Origin of the sequence: Pseudomonas sp. PS02302 (assembly GCF_029959585.1) — a bacterium.
Taxonomy (GTDB): Bacteria; Pseudomonadota; Gammaproteobacteria; order Pseudomonadales; family Pseudomonadaceae; genus Chryseomonas; species Chryseomonas aestiva.
On the sequence record NZ_JASCON010000009.1, the window covers coordinates 67826 to 93134 of the forward strand.

A 25309-nucleotide genomic window follows, 5' to 3' on the forward strand; every position below is an offset into this window, starting at 1 on the left:
TATGAGCAACTTTGCATTTCTCATCCCCGAATTCAAAACCCTGTTCGAGCCGGCCAAGGGCGCGGAACAGCTGGTGTACTCCGACCCACGCGCCTGCTGCATGCGCACCCGCCATGCCCTGGAGCAAGCGGTGCATTGGCTCTATGAGCATGACCGCGACCTGCGCATGCCTTACGACAACGGCCTTAATCTGCTGCTGACCCAGGTTGAGTTTGTGCGCCTGCTGCCGCCGCAGATCCATCAGAAGGCCCGGTTGATTCAGAAGCTGGGCAACCAAGCCGTGCATGGCAATCAGCCGATCAGCTACAGCGATGCGATGAAGCTGGTGCGCGAACTGTTTCACCTGCTGTTCTGGCTGGCGCGCACCTACACCCGAGCGAGCGACCCGAAAAGCATCGACGCGGCGTTCGACGAACAGAACGTGCCGAAGCTGGTCAGCGTCAGCGATGCGGCGGCCTTTACCCGTGAAGAGCTGAAAAAACAGGAAGCCAAATTCCAGCAACAGATCGCTGCCCAGCACGGCACCCTGGAAGCCCGCGAGGCGGCGATTGCCGAGCAGGCCGCCAGCCTGAGCGAGCGCGAGGCGCTGCTGGCCAAGCTGGATGCTGAACTGGTGGCTACCCGTGCGGCACTGGCCCAGGCCAAGGCGGCGAATATCGCCGTGCCGGACAGCCACGATTACGACGAGGCCGACACCCGCCGTTTGTTTATCGACGTGCTGCTGCGCGAGGCCGGCTGGGAGTTGGGCAAGAACGCCGACGCCGAAGTGCCGGTTAGCGGCATGCCCAACGGCCAGGGCGAGGGCTTTGTCGATTACGTGCTGTGGGGTGCCAACGGCAAACCGCTGGCCGTGGTGGAGGCCAAGCGCAGCCTAAAAGACCCGGACGTGGGTCAGCAGCAAGCCAAGCTTTATGCCGATTGCCTGGAGGCCGAGAAGGGCCAGCGCCCGCTGATTTTCTACAGCAACGGCAACCACACCTGGCTGTGGGACGACCGCCGTGCGCCGCCCCGCGAGGTACAGGGCTTTTATACCCGTGATGAGCTGGAACTGGCGATCCAGCGGCGCAGCCTGCAAAGCGATTTGCGCGAGCTGCCGATCAATAGCGAGATTGTCGAGCGTACCTATCAGCACCGGGCGATTCGGGCGATGACCGAATCCCTCAGCCAGGGCCGCCGCGCCGGTTTGCTGACCATGGCCACCGGTACCGGCAAGACGCGCATGTCGATTGCTCTGGTCGAGCTGTTGATGCGCGGCAACTGGGTCAAGCGCGTGCTGTTCCTGGCTGACCGGGTGCCCCTGGTCAATCAGGCCACGAATGCCTTCAAGGAATTCTTGCCGCACTCCAGCCCGGTCAATCTGGTGACCGACAAGAACGGCCAGGGGCGCGTCTATCTGTGTACCTATCCAACTATGATGGGCTTGATTGAGCAGATGGAGGGCGACCGCCGCAAGTACGGCGTTGGCCACTTCGACTTGATCGTGATCGACGAGGCGCACCGCAGCGTGTACCAGAAGTACGGTGCGATCTTCCGTTACTTCGACAGCTACCTGGTGGGCCTGACTGCCACCCCGCGTGACGAAGTGGACCGCGATACCTATCACCTTTTCGGTCTGGAAACCGGCGTGCCGACTGATGCCTACGGCCTGAATGAGGCGGTGGAGGATGGCTATCTGGTGCCGCCCACGGCGTATTCGGTGCCGATCAAGTTTGTCCGCGAAGGCATCCGTTACGACCAGCTCAGCGATGACGAGAAAGAGCACTGGGAGTCGCTGGACTGGGGCGATTACAGCGCCGAGGGCGAAGCACCCACCGAGGTGTTGGCCTCGGAGGTCAACAAGCAGCTGTTCAACGAGCCAACTGTCGACCTGATGCTCAAGCACCTGATGCAGAACGGCCTGAAGGTGGAGGGCGGCGACAAGCTCGGCAAGACCATCATCTTTGCGGTGAGCCAGAAGCATGCCGAATTTATCGCCCGGCGCTTCAATCATCACTACCCGCACTTCAATGGCGAGTTTGCGCGGGTTATCACCCATGCGGTGAGTTACTCGCAGACCCTGATTGATGACTTCAGCAGCAAGCTCAACAAGCTGCCGCAGATCGCCATTTCGGTGGACATGCTCGACACCGGCATCGACGTGCCGCAGGTGCTGAATCTGGTGTTCTTCAAGGCGGTGCGTTCGAAGGTTAAGTTCCTGCAGATGATCGGGCGCGGCACGCGGCTGTGCCCGGATCTATTTGCGCCGGGCGTGCACAAGCGCGAGTTCTCCATCTTCGATTTCTGCGGCAACTTCGAATACTTCAACGAAAACCCCAAGGGCGCACTGGGCGGTGTGGCCGAGCCGTTGGGTAAGCGCTTGTTCAAGGCGCGACTGGATCTGCTGGCGTTGTTGGCATCGAAGAATGTGCGCGAGCCGGGGGCGCTGGCGGAAACCAGTGGCCATTACGTTGCCTTTGTCGAAATGCGCACGGATTTGACCAACGAACTGCACGACGAGGTCGCGGCGATGAACCCGGACAATTTCATCGTCCGTACTGAGCTGGAACACGTGACCCGTTTTGCTGAACGTGAGGTGTGGAATGCCCTGGATGAGGCGGCGCTGGGCGATCTGCGCAGCCATGTCGCCGGCCTGCCGAGTGAGCGTGCGGCCGAGCACATTACTGCCAAATTGTTCGACCTGGTCTGCCTGAACCTGCAACTGGCGTTGCTGCGTTCAACCAGCGATTTCATTACCTATCGCGACAAGGTGGTCGAGCTGGCTAGCCAGTTGGAAGTGATGGATAGCATTCCGGCGGTACATGCCGAGTTGGCGTTGCTGCAGGACGTGCAAACCGACGAATACTGGCAGGACATCCGCTTGCCAATGCTTGAGCAACTGCGCCGCCGGATGCGTGAGCTGATCAAGTTTATCGAGCGCCGCCCGAGCAACCCGGTGTACAGCGTGCTGAGCGACGAGATTGGCGAGGCGACGGTGGTCAATCTGAAGGACTTCAACACCGGCATCAACCTGGAGCAGTACAGGAAGAAGGTCGAAGCCTATATCCGTGCCAACGAGAATCACATGGCTATCGCCAAGCTCAAATTCAACCGCCCGCTTACGTCGAGCGACCTGAGCGAGCTGGAGCATTTTGTCTACGAGTCGGAGCCGGTGCAGAGCCGTGAGCAATTCGAGCAGTGCTATGGCGCGGACCAGCCGCTGACTCTCCTGATCCGCTCATTGGTGGGCTTGGATCGCAATGCGGCCAAGGAGGCTTTCGGCCAATTCCTCGACGAGAACCGCTACAGCAGCCAGCAGATTCGCTTTGTCGAAATGATCATCGAGCGCCTCACTCGGCAGGGCGTGATGGAGGCCGGACAGCTCTATGAGCCCCCCTTTACCGCACTGCACCACGAGGGCCTGGACGGTGCCTTTGGCGATGCCGATGCCAACGCGATTGTGGCGGTGATCGCGGCTATCAAACGTAGTGCGGCGGCGTGATGATGTATCAGCCCCCCTTTATGCTGAACGGCCGCATTCTGTCTTTGGTGGCGGAGATTGCACAAATCGTTGGCGCGGATAAGTGCGCAGTCGAAGCATGCCCATGCTTTACGCTTGCGACGGATGAATCGTATCCGCACCGTGCAAGGTTCGTTGGCCATTGAAGGCAATACGCTGAGCGAAGAGCAGATCACCGCGATTCTTGACGGTATGCGCATTATTGCGTCGCCTGAGGACGTACAAGAGGCGCTTAATGCGCTGGCGATTTACGAGCAACTGAAGGCTTGGCAGCCCGCAAGCATCTGCTCAATGCTCACGCGTTGCTGATGAAAGGCCTGATCGAAGATGCCGGACATTATCGCCAGGGCGGTGTCGGCGTGATGAAGGGGGATCAGGTGGTGCACATGGCTCTACCGGCCAATCGCGTCAGCAAGCTAATGCGTGACCTACTGCACTGGTTAGAAATAGCCGATCAGCCGCCGCTGATTGCCAGTTGTGTCTGTCACTACGGGTTCGAATTTATCCACCCCTTTGCCGATGGCAATGGGCGCATGGGGCGGCTGTGGCAAACCTTGATTCTGAGCCGTTGGCGCAGCCGCGGTTCGCGCATGTGCCGGTGGAAAGCCTAGTGCACGCGCATCAAGCCGAGTACTACGCGGTTATCAACGAGAGTTCCCAGCAAGCCGACAGTGCACCGTTTATTGTGTTTATGTTGAGCATGCTGCGCGATGCGATCCTCAGCGTAACCCCCCCCCAAGTCGCGCCTCAAGTAACCCCCCAAGTCGCGGAGCTGCTCAGGTATGTGGTTGGCGAGGTCAGTCGTGAGACGCTGCAAGCTAAGCTAAGCTAAGCTGGGCTTGGCTGACCGCAAATCTTTCCGCGAGCGCTATCTGCGTCCGGCGCTGGATGCAGGGTTGATTGCCATGACTAGGCCGGACAAGCCCAATAGCCGATTGCAGTGTTACTACCTGACTGGGTTTGGTAAACAAGTGGCCAAACAGAAATAAGGCTGTAGATCAGTCAAGTAATCGACTAAGTGACCGGTCAAGTAATGTGTCCTGCCGCTAGTCTGCCGATGGGCTTGGCATGAGTTTTTCTAGCTTCTCTCCCAGAAGCCCCCATGCTTCAGTTTTTTCTTTCGCATAGTCGTGATGTAGGTAATGTCGGCGCACTTTGGAGCCGCCCAGCAGGTGGTTCTGACAGCGGTCAATAATCTCCAGGGTGACACCCAGCTCCTGCATCATAGTCGCGCCAGTACGGCGCAAGTCATGAGGTGTCCATTCCCCTTTGGTGCCCTTGCTCAGCACCAGTGAGTCGTCGTGGTGACGACCTGTCAGGGGCTTACTGCGGTTTTTGAATTGGCACTGCCGGTCGCCTATCACCTTACTGACCGTTTTGGTGTCGACGTGGCTGCTTTCGTCCTTGCTGGGGAAGCAGAACGGTGTATGCCCGGTTTCTGCTTTGAGACGCTTGAACTGCTCTGAGGCGAATGACGATAGAAATACGTGGTGATCCTGGCGCTTGCCCTTGTGTCCCTTAGTGGCTTCGGCTGGGATGAACCAAGTGCCTTTTTCCAGATCGACGTGGCGCCATTCGGATTTGAGCAGTTCGCCGATGCGGCAGAGGGTGCTCAGGCAGATCCACACGGCGCATTGGACGCGTGGGTTGACTGGGCGGATGCCCGAGTATTTCTGGCCGGCGGGGAGGACCTCGTAGTCGCGTTCGAGGCGGGCGAAGATGTCGCGCAGTTCGCGGATTTCATCGGGGGAGAGGAGGCGGTCGCGTTGTTCCTGGTAGTCGTGGTCGAGGAGTTTGTTGACGTCCACCAGGTCGGCCGGATTGCCGTCGGCCATCAGGCCGCGCCACGGTTTGCGTTTCTCGGCCCAGCGCAGCATCTGGCCGATGTCGTTGTTGCGGATCACGACGGTACGGTTCAGGCCGCGGGCCTTGATAGAGCGCAGGACTGCGAGCAGGTCTTTCTCGGTGAGGTTGCGCAGAGGCTTCCTGCCAATGAGGGGCAGTACGTCCTTGGTGAAGCTACGACGCAGTTCGGCGTTGCCGTCCTGGCGGGATACGCCGTCGTGCATCCACTCTTCGAAAAGGTCGGCGACCGTCTTGTTCTCCGCGGCTTGGCGCTCGGCCTCGGCAATGGTGGCGGCGATGGCGGCCTGAGCTTCGATCTTGGCGGCCTTGCGGGCTGCAGTGGGATCGATACCCTTGGCAGCTGTCGCTTTCACCTCATCACGTTCGGCGCGAATCTGTGCCAGCGATTTCTTCGGCCAGCTGCCCAGGCTCTGGTCGCGCTTCAATCCATTCAGCTTGAACTCGTAGCGAAATTGTACCGTCACGCCACGCAAACCTGAGCGGACTTTGGCGACCAGGCCACCTTCTTCGCGAAGGATCTTGCCGTCATCGACGGCGGTGAGCGCTTCCAGTTGCTTGGCTGTCAGTTTGGCCATGTCCTACCCCTTGCATAATTCCGCTACCTGAGTTTTTTACCCCACTTTTACCCCACCGAATCGCTTGGCTGTCTGTGGATGCTGGTGGATCATGATGGACGCCAATATAGCCTATATTCCCCGTATTTATTATGATTTCGGCGTTCCAATAGCGTCCATGGACTTCCATGGAAATCCACTAAATAAGCGCATGGGGTGCAAGGGGTCGAGTGTTCGAATCACTCCGTCCCGACCAAATTAACGAGAAGGCTCAAGCCCTTAGTGGCTTGGGCCTTTTTCGTTTGTGGGCTCTAATCAAAACAGAATCAAAATCCAGGCAGACACGCTAGCGATTCCATTGGTGCAAAACTTCAATGGCGTTTAACCAGGTTGCTGCATGAGCCTTGCTGGTTAGGGTCATGCGTATCTGGCTGGAGTCTCGCCCCTTGCTTGCGCAACCCTAAAGAAATGTCCACGCTCAATAGCACCTGACATTACCTTAGGCCGCGGGTCCTGTTATTGCCCATAGCAGCTTATGAAAGCCTTGGTCCGAGGGCGCTCGTCGACCACTGCCTATAGCGCGTGCAGCTAGGCTGCTTGTGAGTCAGCCGCTGCTTTGGACTAGCCAATAGAAACAAGAGAGGCCCGGCGTTAGAACTGGGCCTCTGATGTTATTCAGCATCTTTAGCGGCATCTGCTCCAGCAGAAGTTAGCTTGATGGGCAGTACCAGGGAGCGCTCGCCTTGAGCGCCAACGTGGATATTGCCCTTATGAATCAGTCCATGCTCTTGCAGGTCGTGGAGAACCTCCATAACGGCATTATCCCCGTGATGATTATCGAGAATTTCATTACCCAGGCCTGCCGGATGCGAGTGATACAGGCGGCGCAAGATTTCAGCTTTGAGTTCCGCATTGATAGCCATGAGTTCTCCTCTTGTGTGTGCAGAGGTTGTGACAATCGTTCCGATGACCAGTGCCTGCTCAGGAGACGCCGGACATCGTCCGGAGCGTCTTTGCTACGCAAGTTAGACCGTTGCAGTTGGCTGTTGAGAACCCCGCTATCTGGATTCGGCGCTAGGATAATAGAGGCTGTAGTTCCCTTGGTCTGAACGTGGCGCCCGAGGGTGCAACAGGTTCTTCGCAGAGAGTTAGCCGAATGAGTGGCCTGTCGCGTCCTGCGTCCTTTCGGAAAACCGATATAAATTTCGTTATAGCAACCCTCAAGCGGAAAGAGGGCCATGGCAATCAGCTCTCACTGCGGAAAGTGCCGTGCATAATGCTTCCGTAGCGCCTGAATAAAGTCCGTCGCCAAAGGCGTCTGGCTAGATCCTGCTGGCACAACAACATAAACCGGAAACAACAGCTCAGGCTCGAAGCGGTGGATAGTGATGCCCTTGTGCAGAAAATCCTGGGCAACGTTCGGGCTCATGAGGGCGGCGCCCATGCCGGCGGCGACCATCTCGCAGGTGATGGAGCTGTATTGGCCTTCCACGGCGAGTTTGCGTTCGACACCGGCTTGCTCGAAGACCCTGTCCATCTGCTCGCGGGTGCCGTCGCCGTGGCAGAGGGATACGAAGTTCTCGCCGTGAAGATCTTGTGCCCTGATGACTTCCTGCGACGCCAGTCGATGGCCTGGCGGTAGGACGCAGACGGCGCGGAGCCGGGTGATGAGCAGCGTTTCCAGGGGGCCGGCGTCGCTGGGCTGGACCACTACGCCTAGGTCGCAGAATTGGGATTGCACCCACTGCACCACCGTGGGCGAGGCGTTCATGTGCAGGGAGACGGTAAGCTCTGGGCGGGTCGCGACGAAGTCCTTGATGACGTGGGGGATGAGCGTGAGGCCAGTCGAGGGTACTGCCGCGATACGCAGGCGGCCGGTACCCAGGTTGCGGATGTTCTTGGCCGACTGGCGCAGGCTGTCCAACCCTACATAGGCCCGCTCCACCTCCTGGAAGAAGGCGCTGCCTTCCTTAGTGGGTATCAGGCGTACCCCTGCGCGTTCGAACAGTTTGAGTCCGGTACTCAGCTCCAGCTGGGCGATCAGTCGGCTGACATTGGGCTGCGAGGTGTGCAGGGCTTCAGCGGCCGCGGTCATGGAGCCTAGACGCATTACGCTGCGGAAGGCTTCGATCTGTCTGAGATTCAACAGAGCTCTCCATATCAAATATGAATACTTAACCCGTACCTTCGTATTTGACCCTATGGGTTCAGGCTGACAATACTCGGTCACAAGCCAAATGGCCCCATAAAAAGAAAGCGTTTCCGAATGGCGGTTACCGCGATGTCCTCGGAGGCGGATGCCTAGATCTTCCGGTCGTGTCCTCACGACGTTCTCGATCTGCCGCAACGCAAAAAAGGGAGCATTGCCCGTGACCAGTCCGTATCTCCGTACCTCATCCATCTCCTGGCGTCAGGGTCTGTCCGCGCTGCTGTTGGCCGCAGCGGGCGCTGGCATGGCGCTGCCTGCACACGCCGAAACGACGCTGTTTGTCGCGGGGGTCGGCGGCTCCACCGAGCAGATGTACAAGACCCGCGTCATTCCCGCCTTCGAGAAGGCGCATGGGGTCAAGGTCGTGTATGTATCGGGCAACTCGACGGAAACGCTGGCCAAGTTGCAGGCCCAGAAAGGGCGGCAGCAGATCAACGTGGCCATGATGGACGATGGCCCCATGTACCAGGCGCTGCAGTTGGGGTTCTGCGAAAAGCTCACGGATGCGCCGGTCTACCAGGACCTGTATCCCTTGGCGCGGCTGAGTCCCGAAGCCACGGCAGTGGGCATGGTTGCCACCGGGATCGGCTATAACGAAGAAGCCTTCAAGAAGCGCGGTTGGGCGGCTCCCACGTCCTGGACCGATCTTGAAGATCCGAAATATCGGCAGCTGCTGGGCATGCCGCCGATCACCAATACCTATGGCCTGCATTCGCTGATCGAGATGGCGCGGCTGAATGGCGGCGGCGAGAAAGACATCGATCCGGGTTTCGCGGTGTTCGAGAAGAAGATCGCGCCGAACGTGCTGGCCTGGGTCAGTGCCCCGGGCGAGATGGACGGGATGATGCAGAACGGTGATGTGGTCATGGCGGTGTACGGCAGTGGCCGTGCGGTGGCGCTGCAGAACACCGGCTTTCCGCTCAAGTTCATCTATCCGAAGGAGGGCGCGGTAGCCCTCCAGGTGGCCGCCTGCTCCGTCACGCCCAATGCGCAGTCCGAACTCTCCCAGCAATTCATTCAGTACGTGCTGTCGCCGGAAATCCAGAAGATCCAGTCCGAAAGCAACGGCTTCGCGCCGGTCAATCGCACCGTGAAGCTGCCGCCAGAACTGGCTTCCCGTATGCCCTACGGACAGGAAAAGGTCGACAGCCTGCTCAAGGTCGATTGGGACACCATCAACCAGAAGCGTTCCGAGTGGACGACGCGCTGGAACAGGACCATCGAGTGATAGTGGCGTATCGGCCAGATGGCGAGGAAGTGACAGCGGGATTGCGAGTGGAGAGGAGGGCGGCTTCGGGCTATCCCTCCGCCCGCTGTAGCAGCAGGCCCTCACGTCCATTTCGCCATCGTCCGATTCCACCTCGCTCGATGATCGAGTGGCTGGGTTTTCCCTAGCAACCGGTCGCTCCCACCTCCTTTGGACGAACAGCGATCACGCCTTCGTGATCGCCGGAGGCATGCCCATGGCTTTCCTGATCCTCGACGGCCTCGTCAAAACCTACGGTGACTTCACCGCCATTGCCGGACTCGATCTGGCCGTGGAGAAAGGCGAATTTCTTTCCCTGCTCGGCCCTTCGGGTTGCGGCAAGACCACGACGCTGCAAAGTGTTGCGGGTTTCGTCCAGCCCAGCGCGGGGCGCATCGTGCTGGACGGTCGTGACATCACCCATGTCCGCCCGGAAAAGCGTGGACTGGGGATGGTGTTCCAGAGCTATGCCCTGTTTCCCCACATGACCGTGGCCGAGAACGTCAGCTTTGGCCTGGAGATGCGCGGCGTCCCGCGTAGCGAAAGGGCAGAGCGAGTGAAGTCGGCGCTCGACATGGTTCGGTTGCAGGGCCTGGGCGAACGCTATCCCAAGGCTCTCTCGGGTGGGCAGCGCCAGCGGGTGGCCATCGCCCGGGCGTTGGCGATCCGCCCGAACCTGTTGCTGCTGGACGAGCCGATGTCGAACCTCGACGCCAAGCTGCGCGAGGACATGCATATCGAGTTGCGTGCCATCCAGCGTGACCTCGGTATCACCACCATCCTGGTCACCCACGACCAGGTTGAAGCGATGACCATGAGCGATCGCATCGCGGTGATGCACGGCGGGCGCATCGTGCAGATCGGTTCGCCGTTCGAGACCTACGAGCGGCCTCAGTCGCCCTTCGCCTCGAGCTTCCTGGGCAAGACCAATGCCTTCCCGGGTGCCGTCCACAACCGCAAGCCACGCTGCTACGAGGTCAAGGTCGATGGCCTGATGCTGCACGTCCCTCATGAGGGGCATCAGTTCGACGGCGATGTAAACGTCTACCTGCGGCCGGAAAAGATCCGCCTGGCCGATCCTGCCGAAGCCCGGTTGCGCGGCACGGTGCGCATGCGGGTGTTCCTGGGCAACCTCTGGCTGATCGGTGTCGAGAGCCCCCTGGGGCCGGTGAATCTGACGCAGCCGAACCTCGGCGCGCCGCCGCCACTGGAAGGGGAGGAGGTGGGCCTGACCTGGCTGGACGACGACCTGCGCCTGCTCGGCCGGGAGGTGTCCCATGGCCACCTATGATGCCGAGCGCGTCGGCAGCGCGCCCTGGCTGCTGACCGGTCCTGCGCTACTCGTGTTCCTGACCTTGCTGGCGGCGCCGCTGGTGCTCACGGCCATGCTGTCGTTGAACCTGTTCAGCGACACCAAGGGGGTGATTCCCGTGTACTCGCTCGCCAACTACCTGGAGGTGTTCGGCGACGATTATTTCCACGAGATCTTCCTGCGCACCGGCGGCATGGCGCTCGCGGTGACCGTCTGTTCGGTCCTGATCGGCGTGCCGGAGACGCTCATCATCGCCCGCATGCGGGCACCCTGGCGGTCGCTGTTCCTGCTCGTGGTGCTCGGCCCACTGCTTATCTCGGTGGTGGTGCGCACCCTGGGATGGGCCATCCTGCTGGGCAACAACGGGCTGATCAACCAGGCATTGCAGGCCCTAGGCATCATCGATTTTCCGATCCGCATGATGTTCACCCAGTTCGGCGTGGTGCTGGCGCTGACCCATGTGCTGGTGCCCTTCATGGTGATCGCCGTCTGGGCCAGCCTGCAAAAGCTCGATCTGCAGGTGGAGCAGGCCGGCCTGTCGCTCGGCGCTTCGCGGATGACGACCTTCAGGCGGGTGGTGCTGCCGCAGATCGTGCCGGGAATCCTCTCGGGCTCGATCATCGTCTTCGCCCTGGCGGCCTCGGCCTTCGCCACCCCCGCGATCATCGGCGGCCGTCGCCTCAAGGTGGCCGCCACGGCTGCCTACGACGAATTCCTCGGCTCGCTGAACTGGCCGCTGGGCGCTGCCATCGCGGTGCTGCTGCTGATCGCCAACCTGGTGATCGTGGTGGGTTGCAGCCGGTTGGCCGAGCGCCGTTTCAAACACGTCTTCGAGTGATCGCCATGTACCGGAACGGTTTCTTCTCCCTTGCCTTTCATGCGCTGTTCATCGCCTTCATCGTCGCGCCGCTGGTGGTGGTGATGGCGGTGTCCTTTACCGGCGAAGGCTTCATTTCATTACCTTCCGGTGGCCTGTCGCTGCGCTGGTTCGAGGCGCTGTGGGCCAACCAGGAAATGGTCGATGCCTTCTGGCTGTCGCTCAAGCTGGGCCTGGTGTCGGCGACGGTCGCGACCCTGCTCGCGGTGCCCGCGGCGCTGGCGATCAGTCGCTACGACTTTCCCGGACGCGGGGCGATCACCGGCTTTCTGATGTCGCCGCTGATGATTCCCTCGGTAGTGCTGGGGATCGCCTTCCTGCGCTTCTTTTCCCTCGCCCAGGTGGGCGGCTCGCTGTGGGCGCTGAGCATCACCCACGTCATCGTCGTGCTGCCCTATGCCTTGCGCCTGACCCTGGCGTCCACCATCGGCCTGGAGCGCGATGCGGAACACGCGGCGCTATCCCTGGGCGCCAACCGGCTGCAGACCTTCTGGCGGGTGATCCTGCCGCGGATCCGCACCGGCGTGGTCGGTGGTTGGCTGCTCGCCTTCATCCAGAGTTTCGACGAGTTGACCATGACGGTCTTCGTCGCTACACCCGGCACCACGACCTTGCCGGTCGCCATGTACAACCAGATCTCCCAGACCATCGATCCCCTGATCACGGCGGCCTCCACGGTGCTGATCCTGGGCACCCTGGCGGTGATGCTGCTGCTCGATCGGCTCGTCGGCCTGGATCGGGTGCTGATCGGAGAGAAGCAATGAACGACAGCAGCGTATCCACCTCGGCAGAGGTCATCGTGGTTGGCGGTGGGCTGGTCGGCATGGCGGTCGCCTATGGCCTGGCGAAGGCCGGTACCAGGACGCTGGTGCTCGATCAGGGCGATGATGCCTTCCGCGCTTCCCGGGGCAACTTCGGTCTGGTCTGGGTGCAGGGCAAGGGCTTCGATCGCCTCGAATATTCCCGCTGGACGCGTTCCTCGGCGCTGGCCTGGGCCGGGCTAGCCGAGGACCTGCTGAAGGAGACGGACGTCGATGTCCGCCTGAAGCAGCCCGGCGGCTTTCACATGTGTTTTTCTGACCAGGAGCTGGCGGAGCGCCAGGCGCGGCTGGCAGGTATGCAAGCCGGTCTAGGTGACTATCCCTTCGAAATGCTGGATCAGGCGGATCTGCGGGCACGCTTGCCCGGTATCGGTCCGAAGGTCGTCGGGGCGAGCTACACACCCATGGATGGCCACGTGAATCCGCTCAAGCTCCTGCGGGCCTTGCATGCGGGAGCGCAGCACCATGGGGCGACGGTACTGGGGCGGATGCCGGTCGAGCGGATCGACTCCGCACCGGGCGAATTCACCGTGGTCACCCCCGGTCAGCGCTTCACCGCGCCACGCCTGGTGCTGGCGGCGGGTCTGGGCAATCGGCCGCTGGGGGAGCTGGTCGGACTGCATGCCCCGGTCGCGCCGAATCGTGGGCAGGTATTGGTCAGTGAGCGGGTTCGCCCCTTCCTGGACTACCCGACGATCAATGTGCGCCAGACCGACGAGGGCAGCGTGCAGCTCGGCGATTCCATGGAGGAGGTCGGCTTCAACGACCTCACCACCACCGACGTGCTCGCCCGGATCGCCCAGCGTGGCGTCAACACCTTCCCGCTGCTGGCTGACGTGCGCCTGGTGCGCGCCTGGGGCGCCCTGCGCGTCATGAGCCCGGATGGTTATCCGATCTATCAAGAGTCCGCGTCGCATCCCGGGGCCTTCGTCGTCACCTGCCACAGCGGCGTGACCCTGGCCGCGGCGCACGCGACCCGGATCGCGCCCTGGGTGCGGGGCGGGGATCGACCGGAAGAGCTGGCGGTGTTCGCTGGCGAACGTTTTCTCACGGGGGAGGTGTTTTCTCATGCCCACTGATTCCTTGTTTCGCCGCGTGGACGCCGAAGGCGGCCGTCTCATCACCCTGACCTTCGACGACCAGGCCTTCCAGGCGCCGAGCGGTCTCACGGTTGCCGCCGCCTTGTTGCTGGCGGGCGTACGGCAGTTCCGCACCTCGCCGGTGGGCGGTGAAGCCCGTGCACCCTATTGCATGATGGGTGTGTGCTTCGAATGCCTGGTCGAGATCGACGGGGTGCCGAGTCGCCAGAGTTGCCTGATCGAGGCGGCCGACGGCATGCGCATCCGTTCGCAGCAGGGCGCCCGGGAGCTGCCCTTCACTGCCGCCGACCCCGTGGTGATGGAGGTGCAACCATGAATCTCGAACCTGTGGACGTCGTCGTCATCGGTGCGGGCCCGGCCGGCATGGCCGGGGCGCGAACCCTGGCGGACCTGGGTCTTTCCGTGGTGCTGCTCGACGAGCAGGCCGCGGTCGGCGGACAGATCTATCGCGGTATCGCCAGCGCCTCAGCGGCACGGCGTTCGCTGCTCGGACCGGATTATGCGGCCGGCGCCCACTTGGCGGATGCAATGAAGAGCACGACCGTGCGCCACGAGACGGGAGCGTCCGTCTGGCAGATCACCCGCGAGCGTCAGGTGCATTACCTCAAGGACGGACGGGTACGTTCCTTCGCCGCCAGGGCCGTGCTGCTGGCAACCGGCGCCATGGAGCGGCCCTTTCCCATTCCCGGCTGGACCTTGCCCGGGGTGATGACCGCCGGGGCCGCGCAGATCCTGCTCAAGACCGCTGGCATCGGTCCGCAGGGACCGGTGGTGCTGGCCGGGTGCGGACCGCTGCTCTACCTGCTCGGCTGGCAATACCTGAGGGCGGGCATACCCATTGCGGCCCTGGTGGACACCAGTCGCCGTGAGGACTACTGGAATGCACGCAGGCACCTGCTGGCGGCATTGCGGGCCTGGCCCTACCTGCGCAAGGGGGTCTCGCTGTTGCGCGCCCTGCGCAAGGGCGAGGTCCCGCACTACACCGGCGCCGAGCAGCTACAGGTCGAGGGGGAAGGGCAGGCCCAGGCGCTCAGCTTCGTCGTCGACGGGAAGGCACAACGGGTGTTGGCCAACACCGTGCTGCTGCACCAGGGCGTGGTGCCGAACATCCAGTTCACCCAGGCGCTCAGGGCCCAGCATCGCTGGGATGATGCGCAGCTGTGCTTCGTCCCGGAAACCGATGGCTGGGGCGCGCTCGACGTGCCCTTCATCGCGGTGGCCGGCGATGGCGCAGGGATTGGCGGTGCCCAGGCGGCCGCGCTGCAAGGGCAGCTCGCGGCGCTGGGGCTGGCGCGTAATCTGGGCCAGATCACCCCGGCCCAGCGCGATGCCCAGGCTGCGCCCCTGCGCGCCGAGCTGGAGCGCAACCTGCGTATCCGTCCCTTCCTCGATGCCCTGTATCGCCCGCGCGAGGAGAACCGCATTCCCGCGCGGGACGACGTCACCATCTGCCGCTGCGAAGAGGTCACGGCAGGCGATGTCCGCCGCTTCGTCGAGCTGGGCTGCAGCGGACCCAACCAGGCGAAATCCTTCGGTCGCTGCGGCATGGGTCCCTGCCAGGGACGCATGTGCGGCTTGACCGTCACCGAGATCATCGCCAAGTCGCGAGGGCTCACGCCCGACGAGGTGGGCTACTACCGCATTCGCCCACCGATCAAGCCCATCACCCTGGGAGAACTGGCGAGTGGCTGACCTGACGTCGGACGTGATCGTCATCGGCGCCGGGCTGCATGGCTTGAGTACGGCCTGGCAGCTCGCGCAGCGCGGCGTGCGGGTGACCGTGCTCGAAGCCGACTACGCCGGGCGGCATGCCTCCGGCGTGAATGCCGGAGGCGTGCGGACGCTTGGCCGGCATCTGGCGGAAATCCCCCTGGCGCTGGCGTCCCGCGAACTCTGGCACAACCTGCCGGCGCTGCTGGGGACGGACGCGAGTTTCGTCGCCAGCGGCCAGCTCAAGCTGGCCGAAACCGACGCAGAGCTGCAGGACTGTCGGGATCGAGTCGCTGAACTTCAGGCCCATGGCTTCACCCATGAGGTGCTCATCGATCGGCAGGAGGTTTTCGAACTCCTGCCGACGGTGGCGCCCCATGTGGTGGGCGGCATCTGGGTGGCGGACGATGGCTACGCGACGCCTTACCGCGTGGTGACCGCGGTAAGGCAGGCAGCGGAGCGCCTGGGTGTGGTGCTGCATGAACAGACGCCTGCGCTGTCCATCACCCAGCGAGGCAGCCGTTGGCAGGTCGAGACGCGCCAAGGGCGGTTCGCGGCGGACCAGCTGGTGGTGACGGCAGGTGCCTGGGCGGGGCGCCTGGCTGCCGAGGTGGGCGAGCCGGTACCCACCTATCCGCAAGGCCTGATGCTGATGGTGACCCATCGAGTGGCGCCCTTCTGCAGGCAGGTGCTCGGCGCCACCGGCCGCGCCCTGTCGTTCAAGCAGTTCGACAACGGTACGGTGGTCATTGGCGGCAAGCTGATCGGTGCCCTGGACTTCGAGGCGCGCCATGGCGAAGTCGATATCGCTCGGCTCGTGACCAGCGCCCAGACGGTGACGGATCTCTTTCCGCACCTCAGGCATCTGGGCATCAACCGCGCCTGGTCCGGTATCGAAGCCTTCACCGAGGACGATCTGCCCGTCATCTCGGGCAGCAGTCGCGCCAGTGGCCTGACCTACTCGTTCGGTTACTGCGGCAGCGGTTTCCAGATGAGCCTCGGCACCGGCCAGCGCGTCGCGCAGCTGGTGCTCGGCGAGTCTTCACCCATCGATCTCGCGGCCTTCGCCATCGATCGCTTTCCCAGAGATTCCTCAACCCCCAGGCCACTCAAGGAGCCTATATGCAACCCATTACCCGTATCGAAACCAACCAGCGCATGAGCCGCGTCGTCCAGTACAAGGGCGGCATCACCTTCGTCGGCGGCCAGACGGCCAATGATCGCACCCAGGACATCAAGGGGCAGACCGCGCAGGTCCTGCAGAAGATCGACGACTACCTGGCCAAGGTCGGGCTGGACAAGACGCGCATCCTCAGCGCCCAGGTATGGCTGTCGGACATCCAGGCCAACTTCGCCGGCATGAACGAGGTGTGGGACGCCTGGGCACCCGAAGGGCAGGCACCTGCACGGGCTACGGTGGAGTCCAGGCTGGCGGCGCCGGACTTGCTGGTCGAGATCGCCATCGTCGCGGCGGCGGAGTGAGGCAGGGCGCATCGACTCGCGTGAGGCGGTGCGCCTATCCGTAATCATCCGCGGTTGGCGACGCCGGGGGCAGGTCGCTCAGGACACCACTTCGACCCTTACCAGGCCCTGCTGCCTGAAGGGAGTCAGGACCTCGCTCGCCGTGGCATCGGTGATCAGGGTCCAGTCGGTCTTGAGCGGCGTCCAGTGCTGCTGGCGATCACGGCCGAGCTTGGTCGAGTCGGCGAGCACGAAGACCTCGGCGGCCTGCTGGATCATCAGCTCCTTCAGATAGGCCTGCTCGGTACTGGCCTCGCAGAGGCCACGGCCGGCCACCACGCCATCGGCGCTGAGAAAGACCTTGTCGGCCGACAGTCGCTCCAGCATGGTGAAGGCCGCGGGGCCAAAGGTCGACATGCTGCCGGGGCGCAGGTCGCCGCCGAGCAGGGTGACATGGCCTTCAGGCAGATCACGCAGCAGCGGCACCGCCAGCAGGTTGTTGGTGATGACGTGCAGGCCGCGTCTTTCGTTGAGCAACTTGGCCAGGGCGGCGGTGGTGGTGCCGCCGTCGAGCACCAGGGTGTCGTGGTCGTTGATATGGGCGAGGGCGGCACGGGCGAGCAGGGCCTTTTCCGGACCGGACTGGTTGCTGCGTTGCTCCAGCGACGGCTCGGGCTCACGGGTGCCGATATGGGTCGCCCCACCGTAGGTGCGCAGGATCTGGCCCTCTTCCGCGAGGGCAGTCAGGTCGCGGCGGACCGTGGCTTCCGACACCTCCAGATGCCGGCACAGGGTTTCGACATTGGTGTGACCGGCCAGAACCAGTTCGAGGATGGCCTGGCGACGTTTGGCGACCTTCATGGGGAATCCATCGGGAAAGACCGCGCTACTCTAGCGCAGTCGTGCTTCCCCCACATCACAGCGAGGCGCCGCCGCAGACCGTCAGCGTCTGGCCGGTGAGGGCGCCGGCATCCGGGCCGAGCAGGAAGGCGGTCAGGCCCGCGACCTCTTCGGGCTGCACGTAGCGTCCCAGCGGCGGCAGCCGCGGCGGTGTGCCGGCACGACCCGGATCGCGCAGCATGGGCGTTTCGGTCGCGCCGGGCGCCACCAGGTTCACGGTGACGCCACGCGCGGCCAACTCCAGCGCCCAGGAACGCACCAGACCCACCAGGGCCGCCTTGGTGGCGGCGTACTGGCTGCGTCCAGCAGCGCCCTGCATGGTACGGCTGCCGATCAACACGATACGACCGCCTGCGGCGAGGCGCTCGATCAGGCGGTCCACCAGGCGGCTGGCCACGGCGACGTGCAGGTGCCACATGGCAGCGCCATCGGCCGGGTCCAGGGCGCCCAGCGGCGCGGTACGCATGAAGCCGGCCGCATGGACGATGGCGTCCAGCGGACCAATGTCGGCCAGCACGGCATCCAGCGCCTGGTCATCGGCCAGGTCGACGCCGATCCAGGTCAGCGCCGGATGTTTGCGCTCGGGTGGGCGACGGCTGAGGCCGGTCACCCGCCAGCCTTCGGCGAGCAGGCGCTGGGCGATGGCCGCGCCGATGCCGGAGCTGACGCCGGTCACCAGGGCGTGAGGCTGAGTCGTCATCGCCGTCTCCTCTAACGCAGCGGGGCCAGCGGCAGGCGGACGTGCTTGATGCGCTGGCGAAAGTAGGTGAAAGCCAGGTGCACAGCCCCGTCGGCCGCCTGCACCAGGCTCGGATAGGAATACTCGCGATTGAGCTTCTCGGTGGAGTTGTTGGTCAGGCAGTAGCCATCGCCGGCCTCGACGTCCAGACGCCGCCAGCTCTGACCCTCGTCCGTGGAGACGGCCAGACTCATGGGACCGCGCGGCACGCCCCAGACCGCGCTGCGCTCACCGTCCTTCGCCACCGGATCGACGCGGCTGTCGCCATCGTCGATCTCGTCATAGAGCGAGGCACGGCGCTCGCTGTAGTCGGCGGCGCTGGTGGGGTTGTAGGCCACCACCAGTTCGCCGCTGGCGAGGCGAACGAACTGGATGGAGGAGTTGTTGTTGGGCAGGACCGTTGGAGTCGGTGCGCTCCACGTGCGACCGTCGTCCTGGGAGCGGCTGGTGTGGATGAAGTCGGCCCAGCGACTGCGAAACAGCGCCAGCAGGCTGCCGTCACCCAGCCGCTGAATATTCATGTGCACGCAGCCGGTGCTCTCAGGTACCGCATGCTCGGTCCAGCTGCGGCCTTGATCGCCTGAAATCAGCACGGCACTGGTGTCATGGCTGCCCACCCATTTCTCGCCGGGGCGGGCGATGCAGTGGAAGATCGGCAGCAGCCAGTCGCCGTTGGCGAGCACCACCGGAGGCTGGCGAACGAAGGTTCCGGGGGTGTCGATCAGCGTCTCGATGGCGCCCCAGCTGTGGCCGCCATCGGTGGACAGCCGACGCCGGACGATGGCGGTGTCCTGGTTGCCGGCCACCTGAGCCGTCCAGAGCAGCCACAGCGGTCCGTTCGGCGCCTGGAACAGGATGGGATTCTGCTCGGAGCGGGTCGGGTCGTCCGACAGTTGCACGGGCTCGCTCCAGGTCCCGCTCGATGGATCGCGGCGGCTCAGCAGTACCGAGATGTCGGCCTTGCCTTCCTGGGTGCCGGCGAACCAGGTGCACAGCAGGGTGCCGTCCGGCTGAGCCAGCAGGTTGGCGGCGTGGTTCTGCGGATAGGGCGTCGGCAGGAAGCTGTCCTGACGGTCGGCGATGGCGATTTCAGTGGTGGACATGGGGGACCTCGGCAGGGGCGGCTTTGGCAGCGGACTGGGGGAAGAGCCGTTCGATGACCACGACGATGGCGGGCGTCGCCAGGGCAACGTACATGTTGTCGATGCCATAGGGGTTGCCCAGCAGATACCAGACGCTGGTGGTGATGGTCGAGGCCAGCAGGCCCAGGGTCGCGCCGCGGTTGGTGGCGAACAGCGGCAGGTAGATGGCGATCATGGCGATCACCGCGATGGACAGGCGCAGCGCCCGGGTAAAGAACGACAGGTTGAGGATCTCGGGGACGAAGAAGACGAAGAACAGTGGCACGAAGCCGATGATCAGGGAGATCACCCGGGTGGCTTTGAATTCACGCTCGGGCGTCGGCTTGCGCAGCGGCACGTAGAAGTCCCGGACCACCAGCGAGGCGATGGCCAGGGCCACGGTGCTGACACTGACGAAGATGGAGGCGACCAGGGAAATGGTCACCACCCCGGCCAGCACCGGGTGCATCGACTGCAGGAAGACCGGCAGGGCGTAGAGGCTGCTCATTTCCGGATGCAGGTACTTGGACGCGACCCCGATGAAGCCCAGCGCCAGGGAGATGGGGATGCACAGCAGCGAGGCATGGAAGGTGGAGCGTTGCGCGGCGCGGGCATCCTTGGTCGAGGAGATCGCCTGGATGATGAACTGGGTGGAGAAGATCGCGCCGACGGTGCCGATGATCCAGGCGAAGATCTTGCTGCCGCCGATGGCGCCGTCCCAGGTGAAGTAGTGCTCCGGCATGTTCTGCATGACCGGGGTGAAGCCGCCGGTCATGTGCAGGGCCACGCCCGTGACGATGAGCACGCCCACGTATTTGACCGCGGTATGCAGGATGCTCACGTAGGCCACGCTCTTCAGCCCGCCCAACGCGTAGTACAGGGTACTGACGATGGCGGTGATGAAGGCCGCGGTGGGCAGGTTGATCTTGAGCACCGTGGCGATGGCCGCGGCGCCGCTGACGTAGTTGCCCACGTTCACCAGCAGGAGGGCGTAGATCATGATGATCGACACCATCAGCTTGGTGGACAGGCCGTACTTCTGGGCGATGAAGCCGGAGATGGTGAATTCGCCGGAGGCGTAGAGCTTGCGCGCCATCAGCAGGCCGAACAGCGGAAAGCCGATGGCCGCGGCGATCACCGACCAGGAGGCGGCGAAACCGCTCTCGAAGGCGGCCTGGGCGGTGCCGACGGTGGACTTGGCTCCGATGAATTCCGACATCATCAGGATGCCCACCACGAAGGCCGGCATGCTGCGCGCGGCCACCATGAATTCGCCGCTGGTGCGGCTGCGCAGGCGGATGCTGAGCCAGGTGGTGAAGAGGATGTAGACCACCACCATCCCGATGATGATGGCGGTGCTTTGCACGTCGAACGTCTGCATGGAAATCGCTCCGTGTTGTTGTTGTACGAGCTTTTTCACAGGGCGCCGGCAGGCCGCCGACGCCCTGGGCGAGAAACGTCAGTGGCTGGGTTGGCCGGCGCCCAGCAGGTCCGCCTCCGGGTCATCCTCGGTGACGATGGGTTCCACCCGGCCGAGCAGGAACAGGTAGTTGAGGATGGCTGCCACGATCAGCGCCGCCGAGAACAGCAGGGCGATGTTGAAGGAGCCGGTGCTGGCGACGATGAAGCCGGTGACGATGGGGCCGACCACGCCGCCCATGTTGGAAACCGAGTTCTGCAGGCCGGCCAGCATCGAGGTCATGCCGCGCGGGGCGATATCCCCGGGCATGGCCCACACCTGGGTGGCGGCCACGGTGGTGCCGGACTTGGCGATGCACAGCAGCGCGATGGCGATCCAGGCCGACTCGGCGAAGGCGGCCAGGCCGATGCAGGAGGCCATCAGCAGGCCGACGATGAGGAAGGTCTTGCGGATGGTGGTCAGCGAATAGCGGCCACTGCGGTAGATGCGGTCCGACAGCCAGCCGGCGAAGACTTCCACCACCATGGCGATCAGCAGCGGCAGCGCCGCCATGAAGCCCATGGAGATGAGGTCCATGCCCTTTTCCTTGACCAGGTAGGTGGGCAGCCAGGTAATGAAGAAGTAGGAGTTGTAGTTGATGAAGAAGAAGCCCAGGCACATGGCCCAGACGTTGCGGTAGCGCAGCAGCTCGTACCAGCGCATGGCCGGCTTCTCGCCATTGCCTTCGCGGCGCCGCTGGCCTTCGCGGATGTAGCGCAGCTCGGCCTCGTTGATGCGCGGATGGTCTTCCGGATCGTTGCGGTAGAAGGTGAACCAGGCCAGGGCCCAGAGGATGCCGAGGGCGCCGCTGATGACGAAGGTCAGCTTCCAGCCGAACACCGCGATCAGGCCGACGATCAGCGGCATGGCCACCGCACCGCCAAACTTGGAGCCGCTGTCGAAGATGCCCGAGACGGTGGCGCGCTCCTTGTCGGGAAACCAGCGCGAGGTGATGCCGGCGTTGCTCGGGTAGGCCGCCGCCTCGCCGATGCCCAGGCCGATGCGCAAGGCGAACAGCGACTTGAAGCCGGTGGCAAGGCCGGTCAGGGCGGTCGCCAGCGACCACCAGAGCACCGCGCCGCCCAGGGTGGCCTTCTGACCGAAGCGGTCGGCCAGCCAGCCCGCGGGCAACTGCAGCAGGGCGTACGACCAGAAGAAGGCCGACATGATCAGCCCCATCTCGGTCGCGTTGAGGGCGAATTCCTTGCTGATGAAGGGTGCGGCGGCGGAGAGCACCACCCGGTCGATGTAGTTGATGGCGATCGCTGTCCACATCAGTCCGGCGATGATCCAGCGAATCCTGGTGGCCTTGTTGTTGTTATCCATGATCAGGTTCCGAAAGGGGTAGGGGGTCAGGGGGCGACGACGACGGACTCCAGGGTGCCGCTGCCGGTGAGGGCGGCGACCACGTTGCGGGCGCAGGTGAGGCTGAGGATGTCCAGCGCGCCCGGGGTGTAGCCGGCGATGTGCGGTGACACCACCACGGTGGGCAACCCGTACAGCGGGTGCTGGTTGGCCGGCTCGTCCTCGAACACGTCCAGGGCCGCGCCGCCCAGGTGGCCGCTGTGCAATGCCTGGTAGAGCGCCTCTTCATCGACGATGCCGCCGCGCGCGGCGTTGATCAGGTGGGCGCCCGGCTTCATCAGGCCCAGTCGCCGTGCGTCCAGCAGGTGGCGAGTGGCGTCGGACAGGCCGATGTGCAGGGTGACGAAATCGGCTTCGGCGAGGAGCTCGTCGAGGGCGCGAAACTCGATGCGTTCGCGGTCGGCGAAGGCCTGATCGGGATAGGGGTCATGGGCGATGACGCGCATGGCGAAGCCGCTGGCGCGCCGCGCGACTTCCTTGCCGATGCTGCCCAGGCCGACGATGCCCAGGGTCTTGCCGTGGACATCCGCGCCAAACAGCCGTGGCCACTCGCCGGCGCGGGTCTCCCGATCGGCGCGAGCGACCTGGCGGGCCGAGGCCAGCAGCAGGGCGAAGGTGTAGTCGGCCACCGCATGGCGGTTGGAGTTGGGCACGTTGCAGACGGTCACGCCGCTGGCACGGGCCGCGTCGAGGTCGATGTTGTCGACCCCGACGCCGTGCTTGCACACCAGGCGCAGCTGCGGCAGGGCCGCGAAGGTGGCGGCGTCGAAGACATTGAAGGCGGTGATGGCCGCCTGGCACTCGGCGGCCGCGGCGATTAAACCCTCGGCATCGATGTCGGCGGGCAAGGTCACCACGTCGATGCCGTGGCGGGCCAGCAACTCCAGGGGTTCCCGGGAGTACTTGGCGAAGGAGGGCGAGGTGCAGACGACTTTCATGGTCAGGCTCCTCAGGCGGCCTGGCTGGCGCGATGCCGGCTGGCGAGTTCGGTGGCTTGGCGCAACGCCTCGATGAGGCTGCGCTCGTCGGCGATGCCCTTACCGGCGATGTCGAAGGCGGTGCCGTGGTCCACCGAGGTGCGGATCACCGGCAGGCCGACGGTGACATTGACGCCCGCCTCCAGGCCCATGACCTTGACCGGCCCGTGGCCCTGGTCGTGATACATGGCCACCACGCAGTCGAAATCGCCGCGACCGGCGCGGAAGAACAGGGTGTCCGCAGGCAGTGGGCCTTCTACGCGCCAGCCACGGGCGCGCAGTTCGTCGATGGCCGGCTGGATCTTGGTTTCTTCCTCCCCGTAGCCGAACAGGCCGTTCTCGCCGGCATGCGGGTTGATGCCGCAGACGGCGATCAGGGGATCCTGGATGCCGGCCCGCTGCAGGGTGGCGTGGGCGCGTTCGATGGTGCGCTTGACCAGGCCCGGCTCGATGCGCGCGATGGCATCGATGATGCCGATGTGGGTGGTGACGTGGATGACCTTGAGGATCGGCGTCATCAGCATCATCGACACTTCCTCGGTGCCGGTGAGGTGCGCCAGCAGCTCGGTGTGGCCCGGGAAGATATGACCGCCGGCGTGCAGGGCCTCCTTGTTCAGCGGGGCGGTGCAGATGGCATCGAGTTCACCAGCGGAGGTGAGCTGCACGGTGCGTTCGATGTAGCGATAGGCGGCGTCGCCGGCCAGGGCGGACAGCTTGCCGTAGGGCAGGTCGGCGGGAATCAGCCCGAGGTCGATGCAATCCACCACGCCGGGCTGGAAGCGCGCCTGATCGGGACGCTCGATGGCGTTGATCTGCAGGCGACCGCCGACGATGCGATTGGCATCCTCCAAGCGACCCGCGTCGCCGATGACCAGCGGGCGACAGCTGTCGTAGACCGAGGCGTGGGCCAGGGACTTCATGATGATCTCGGGACCGACGCCGGTGGCGTCACCCATGGTGATGCCGATGACGGGACGTTCAGACATGGTGGGCTTCCTTCTGCAGGGAGGCCGTGGCGGCCTGTGCGGGTAGGCTGGCGCGCAGGTGGCGCCAGGCATCGAGGAGGGTGTCGGATTGGCCGAAGCCGCCGGCCTTGGTCACTACCCGCAGGGCGCGACCGCGCCAGCGGGTGCTGGCCAGGGCCACGCCCGGGGCGAGGGCGCCGTGCAGGTCCAGCGCCGTGATGCCGGCCTGGGCGAGCACGGCGCGAGCGGTCTCGCCACCGGTGGCCATGACGGCGGCGGCCTCCTGCAGGGCGGGCTGCAGCAGTTCGGCCAGGGCCTGGCTCAGGGCCACGGCCTGGCGCGGGTCGCGGGCCTGCTGGTCAAGGCTCACCAGGACGTCTTCGCCGCGGGCGAGCTGCCGAGCGAGGGCTGCCGCCAGCGCGGTACGCTCGGCGGCGCGCTGCGGCTCCAGCAGCCAGGCAGGGGCCAGCCGCTGCCAGTGTTGGCCGCTCCCCGCCACCAGCCGCTCGGCCTGGGCCTGGGAGTGTCGTGACATGCTGCCCACCACCGTGAGGATCGGGCCGTCGCCATGAGGGCGGAGTGCGGTGTGGCCGGTCAGGCCCAGGGCAGCGGGCAGCGCCTCGGCCAGGCCTGCGGAGCCGACCCAGAACAGCTGCTGCGCCACGGGCGCGGAAGCCCGGGCCAAAGCCTCCAGGTCCGTTTGCCGCTCGGCGTCGCAGACCAGCGCGGGCAGGCCACTGTCCAGCGCGCGGCGCAGGGCGGCGGCCAAGGCCACCGGCTGACGGAGGGTCGCGAGATCCAGCCGCGCACAGCTGACGCCGTGATCAGTCAGTTGAGCGACCAGATCGGCACTGCCGGTCAGGCCTTCGTTGCGCCAGACATCGGTCTGGTCGACCGGTACGCCGTCCAGGTACTGGATACCCCCCAGGGTGGTGCGGCCCAGTGCCGGGTAGGCGGGCGCGACCAGGGCCAGGCCGCGCGGGGCGAGGGCCGCCACCTCGGCGGCGACATTGCCACGCAGGGTGGAGTCGATCTTCTTGTAGAGCGCGGCGCCAGCCAACGCCGGGTGCCCGAGCAGCGCGGCGTGGGGGGGGGGCGGCCCCCCCGCCCGCCCGGGCCCCGCGGGGCCGG

24 protein-coding genes are annotated in these 25309 nt (G+C 64.3%); 13 read left to right on the forward strand and 11 right to left on the reverse strand.

Annotated features, from left to right (window positions below; translation table 11 throughout):
- Window position 1 precedes the first annotated feature (1 nt).
- The 4 genes from QMX82_RS05270 (at window position 2) to QMX82_RS25820 (ending at window position 4485) form a co-directional block, all read left to right on the forward strand.
- Window positions 2-3478 (forward strand): DEAD/DEAH box helicase family protein, encoded by a 3477-nt coding sequence (locus tag QMX82_RS05270; protein WP_282281427.1) that lies wholly within the window; start codon window positions 2-4, stop codon window positions 3476-3478.
- 123 nt (window positions 3479-3601) lie between these two features.
- The gene (locus QMX82_RS05275; protein WP_282281428.1) at window positions 3602-3805 is read left to right on the forward strand and encodes a hypothetical protein; all 204 of its coding nucleotides are present in this window, start codon (window positions 3602-3604) and stop codon (window positions 3803-3805) included.
- Window positions 3805-4107, forward strand: coding sequence for a Fic family protein (locus QMX82_RS05280; protein WP_282281429.1), 303 nt, complete (start codon window positions 3805-3807; stop codon window positions 4105-4107). The genes QMX82_RS05275 and QMX82_RS05280 overlap by 1 nt, the downstream gene beginning before the upstream one ends.
- Before the next feature lie 228 nt (window positions 4108-4335).
- Complete coding sequence (locus QMX82_RS25820; RefSeq protein WP_336619060.1) at window positions 4336-4485, forward strand: Fic family protein; 150 nt, start codon at window positions 4336-4338, stop codon at window positions 4483-4485.
- Window positions 4486-4542: 57 nt separating this feature from the next.
- On the opposite strand, the gene QMX82_RS05285 is transcribed toward QMX82_RS25820, so the two are convergent.
- The 3 genes from QMX82_RS05285 to QMX82_RS05295 all read right to left on the reverse strand — a co-directional run bounded on the left by QMX82_RS05285 (window position 4543) and on the right by QMX82_RS05295 (window position 8062).
- Complete coding sequence (locus QMX82_RS05285; RefSeq protein ID WP_282281430.1) at window positions 4543-5937, reverse strand: tyrosine-type recombinase/integrase; 1395 nt, start codon at window positions 5935-5937, stop codon at window positions 4543-4545.
- 650 nt (window positions 5938-6587) lie between these two features.
- Window positions 6588-6839, reverse strand: coding sequence for a hypothetical protein (locus QMX82_RS05290; RefSeq protein ID WP_208694607.1), 252 nt, complete (start codon window positions 6837-6839; stop codon window positions 6588-6590).
- 329 nt (window positions 6840-7168) lie between these two features.
- The gene (locus QMX82_RS05295) at window positions 7169-8062 is read right to left on the reverse strand and encodes a LysR substrate-binding domain-containing protein (protein ID WP_208694608.1); all 894 of its coding nucleotides are present in this window, start codon (window positions 8060-8062) and stop codon (window positions 7169-7171) included.
- 223 nt (window positions 8063-8285) lie between these two features.
- Between QMX82_RS05295 and QMX82_RS05300 the strand changes: the two genes are divergently transcribed.
- The 9 genes from QMX82_RS05300 to QMX82_RS05340 all read left to right on the forward strand — a co-directional run bounded on the left by QMX82_RS05300 (window position 8286) and on the right by QMX82_RS05340 (window position 16673).
- Window positions 8286-9353, forward strand: coding sequence for an ABC transporter substrate-binding protein (locus QMX82_RS05300; RefSeq protein WP_282281431.1), 1068 nt, complete (start codon window positions 8286-8288; stop codon window positions 9351-9353).
- Window positions 9354-9588: 235 nt separating this feature from the next.
- Window positions 9589-10662: an ABC transporter ATP-binding protein gene (locus QMX82_RS05305; protein ID WP_208694610.1), complete on the forward strand. Its 1074-nt coding sequence runs from the start codon at window positions 9589-9591 to the stop codon at window positions 10660-10662.
- Window positions 10649-11521, forward strand: a complete 873-nt coding sequence (locus tag QMX82_RS05310; protein WP_282281432.1) for an ABC transporter permease — start codon at window positions 10649-10651, stop codon at window positions 11519-11521. The genes QMX82_RS05305 and QMX82_RS05310 overlap by 14 nt, the downstream gene beginning before the upstream one ends.
- A gap of 5 nt (window positions 11522-11526) precedes the next feature.
- Window positions 11527-12324: an ABC transporter permease gene (locus QMX82_RS05315; RefSeq protein WP_208694612.1), complete on the forward strand. Its 798-nt coding sequence runs from the start codon at window positions 11527-11529 to the stop codon at window positions 12322-12324.
- A complete protein-coding gene (locus QMX82_RS05320) occupies window positions 12321-13460 on the forward strand; it encodes an NAD(P)/FAD-dependent oxidoreductase (protein ID WP_282281433.1) in 1140 nt (379 codons plus the stop codon). The genes QMX82_RS05315 and QMX82_RS05320 overlap by 4 nt, the downstream gene beginning before the upstream one ends.
- Window positions 13450-13797, forward strand: a complete 348-nt coding sequence (locus QMX82_RS05325; protein ID WP_282281434.1) for a (2Fe-2S)-binding protein — start codon at window positions 13450-13452, stop codon at window positions 13795-13797. Before QMX82_RS05320 ends, QMX82_RS05325 begins: the two co-directional genes overlap by 11 nt.
- Window positions 13794-15173, forward strand: a complete 1380-nt coding sequence (locus QMX82_RS05330; RefSeq protein WP_282281435.1) for an FAD/NAD(P)-dependent oxidoreductase — start codon at window positions 13794-13796, stop codon at window positions 15171-15173. The genes QMX82_RS05325 and QMX82_RS05330 overlap by 4 nt, the downstream gene beginning before the upstream one ends.
- On the forward strand, window positions 15166-16353 hold the full coding sequence (locus tag QMX82_RS05335; protein ID WP_282281436.1) for an NAD(P)/FAD-dependent oxidoreductase: 1188 nt from the start codon (window positions 15166-15168) through the stop codon (window positions 16351-16353). The genes QMX82_RS05330 and QMX82_RS05335 overlap by 8 nt, the downstream gene beginning before the upstream one ends.
- Window positions 16314-16673 (forward strand): RidA family protein, encoded by a 360-nt coding sequence (locus QMX82_RS05340; RefSeq protein ID WP_282281437.1) that lies wholly within the window; start codon window positions 16314-16316, stop codon window positions 16671-16673. The genes QMX82_RS05335 and QMX82_RS05340 overlap by 40 nt, the downstream gene beginning before the upstream one ends.
- Window positions 16674-16751: 78 nt before the next feature.
- On the opposite strand, the gene QMX82_RS05345 is transcribed toward QMX82_RS05340, so the two are convergent.
- From QMX82_RS05345 to QMX82_RS05380, 8 genes are all read right to left on the reverse strand, one after another.
- On the reverse strand, window positions 16752-17513 hold the full coding sequence (locus tag QMX82_RS05345; protein ID WP_133859595.1) for a DeoR/GlpR family DNA-binding transcription regulator: 762 nt from the start codon (window positions 17511-17513) through the stop codon (window positions 16752-16754).
- Between the two features lie 55 nt (window positions 17514-17568).
- Window positions 17569-18252, reverse strand: coding sequence for an SDR family NAD(P)-dependent oxidoreductase (locus QMX82_RS05350; protein WP_282281438.1), 684 nt, complete (start codon window positions 18250-18252; stop codon window positions 17569-17571).
- A gap of 11 nt (window positions 18253-18263) precedes the next feature.
- Window positions 18264-19394: a sialidase family protein gene (locus QMX82_RS05355; protein ID WP_282281439.1), complete on the reverse strand. Its 1131-nt coding sequence runs from the start codon at window positions 19392-19394 to the stop codon at window positions 18264-18266.
- Complete coding sequence (locus QMX82_RS05360; protein ID WP_282281440.1) at window positions 19381-20793, reverse strand: sodium:solute symporter family protein; 1413 nt, start codon at window positions 20791-20793, stop codon at window positions 19381-19383. The genes QMX82_RS05355 and QMX82_RS05360 overlap by 14 nt, the downstream gene beginning before the upstream one ends.
- A 78-nt stretch (window positions 20794-20871) precedes the next feature.
- Window positions 20872-22197, reverse strand: a complete 1326-nt coding sequence (locus tag QMX82_RS05365) for an MFS transporter (protein ID WP_282281441.1) — start codon at window positions 22195-22197, stop codon at window positions 20872-20874.
- A 26-nt stretch (window positions 22198-22223) separates the two neighbouring features.
- On the reverse strand, window positions 22224-23174 hold the full coding sequence (locus QMX82_RS05370; RefSeq protein ID WP_282281442.1) for a phosphoglycerate dehydrogenase: 951 nt from the start codon (window positions 23172-23174) through the stop codon (window positions 22224-22226).
- An 11-nt stretch (window positions 23175-23185) separates the two neighbouring features.
- Entirely contained in the window at window positions 23186-24199 is a 1014-nt protein-coding gene (gene pdxA, locus QMX82_RS05375; protein ID WP_074584374.1) for a 4-hydroxythreonine-4-phosphate dehydrogenase PdxA, read from the reverse strand.
- Window positions 24192-25309, reverse strand: a 1118-nt coding sequence (locus tag QMX82_RS05380) for a four-carbon acid sugar kinase family protein (RefSeq protein WP_282281443.1), incomplete at its 5' end; no start/stop codon positions are given. The genes QMX82_RS05380 and pdxA, both read right to left, overlap by 8 nt.

What these genes read in the sequence shown, in the direction of transcription:
- QMX82_RS05325 (WP_282281434.1), top strand. Translation starts at nt 13,450, where the DNA reads ATGCCCACTGATTCCTTGTTTCGCCGCGTGGACGCCGAAGGCGGCCGT.
- QMX82_RS05350 (WP_282281438.1), bottom strand. Translation starts at nt 18,252, where the DNA reads ATGACGACTCAGCCTCACGCCCTGGTGACCGGCGTCAGCTCCGGCATC.
- QMX82_RS05270 (WP_282281427.1), top strand. Translation starts at nt 2, where the DNA reads ATGAGCAACTTTGCATTTCTCATCCCCGAATTCAAAACCCTGTTCGAG.
- pdxA (WP_074584374.1), bottom strand. Translation starts at nt 24,199, where the DNA reads ATGTCTGAACGTCCCGTCATCGGCATCACCATGGGTGACGCCACCGGC.
- QMX82_RS05285 (WP_282281430.1), bottom strand. Translation starts at nt 5,937, where the DNA reads ATGGCCAAACTGACAGCCAAGCAACTGGAAGCGCTCACCGCCGTCGAT.
- QMX82_RS05275 (WP_282281428.1), top strand. Translation starts at nt 3,602, where the DNA reads ATGAATCGTATCCGCACCGTGCAAGGTTCGTTGGCCATTGAAGGCAAT.
- QMX82_RS05330 (WP_282281435.1), top strand. Translation starts at nt 13,794, where the DNA reads ATGAATCTCGAACCTGTGGACGTCGTCGTCATCGGTGCGGGCCCGGCC.
- QMX82_RS05305 (WP_208694610.1), top strand. Translation starts at nt 9,589, where the DNA reads ATGGCTTTCCTGATCCTCGACGGCCTCGTCAAAACCTACGGTGACTTC.
- QMX82_RS05290 (WP_208694607.1), bottom strand. Translation starts at nt 6,839, where the DNA reads ATGGCTATCAATGCGGAACTCAAAGCTGAAATCTTGCGCCGCCTGTAT.
- QMX82_RS05370 (WP_282281442.1), bottom strand. Translation starts at nt 23,174, where the DNA reads ATGAAAGTCGTCTGCACCTCGCCCTCCTTCGCCAAGTACTCCCGGGAA.
- QMX82_RS05315 (WP_208694612.1), top strand. Translation starts at nt 11,527, where the DNA reads ATGTACCGGAACGGTTTCTTCTCCCTTGCCTTTCATGCGCTGTTCATC.
- QMX82_RS05280 (WP_282281429.1), top strand. Translation starts at nt 3,805, where the DNA reads ATGAAAGGCCTGATCGAAGATGCCGGACATTATCGCCAGGGCGGTGTC.
- QMX82_RS05355 (WP_282281439.1), bottom strand. Translation starts at nt 19,394, where the DNA reads ATGTCCACCACTGAAATCGCCATCGCCGACCGTCAGGACAGCTTCCTG.
- QMX82_RS05310 (WP_282281432.1), top strand. Translation starts at nt 10,649, where the DNA reads ATGGCCACCTATGATGCCGAGCGCGTCGGCAGCGCGCCCTGGCTGCTG.
- QMX82_RS05360 (WP_282281440.1), bottom strand. Translation starts at nt 20,793, where the DNA reads ATGCAGACGTTCGACGTGCAAAGCACCGCCATCATCATCGGGATGGTG.
- QMX82_RS05340 (WP_282281437.1), top strand. Translation starts at nt 16,314, where the DNA reads ATGCAACCCATTACCCGTATCGAAACCAACCAGCGCATGAGCCGCGTC.
- QMX82_RS05365 (WP_282281441.1), bottom strand. Translation starts at nt 22,197, where the DNA reads ATGGATAACAACAACAAGGCCACCAGGATTCGCTGGATCATCGCCGGA.
- QMX82_RS05345 (WP_133859595.1), bottom strand. Translation starts at nt 17,513, where the DNA reads ATGAAGGTCGCCAAACGTCGCCAGGCCATCCTCGAACTGGTTCTGGCC.
- QMX82_RS05320 (WP_282281433.1), top strand. Translation starts at nt 12,321, where the DNA reads ATGAACGACAGCAGCGTATCCACCTCGGCAGAGGTCATCGTGGTTGGC.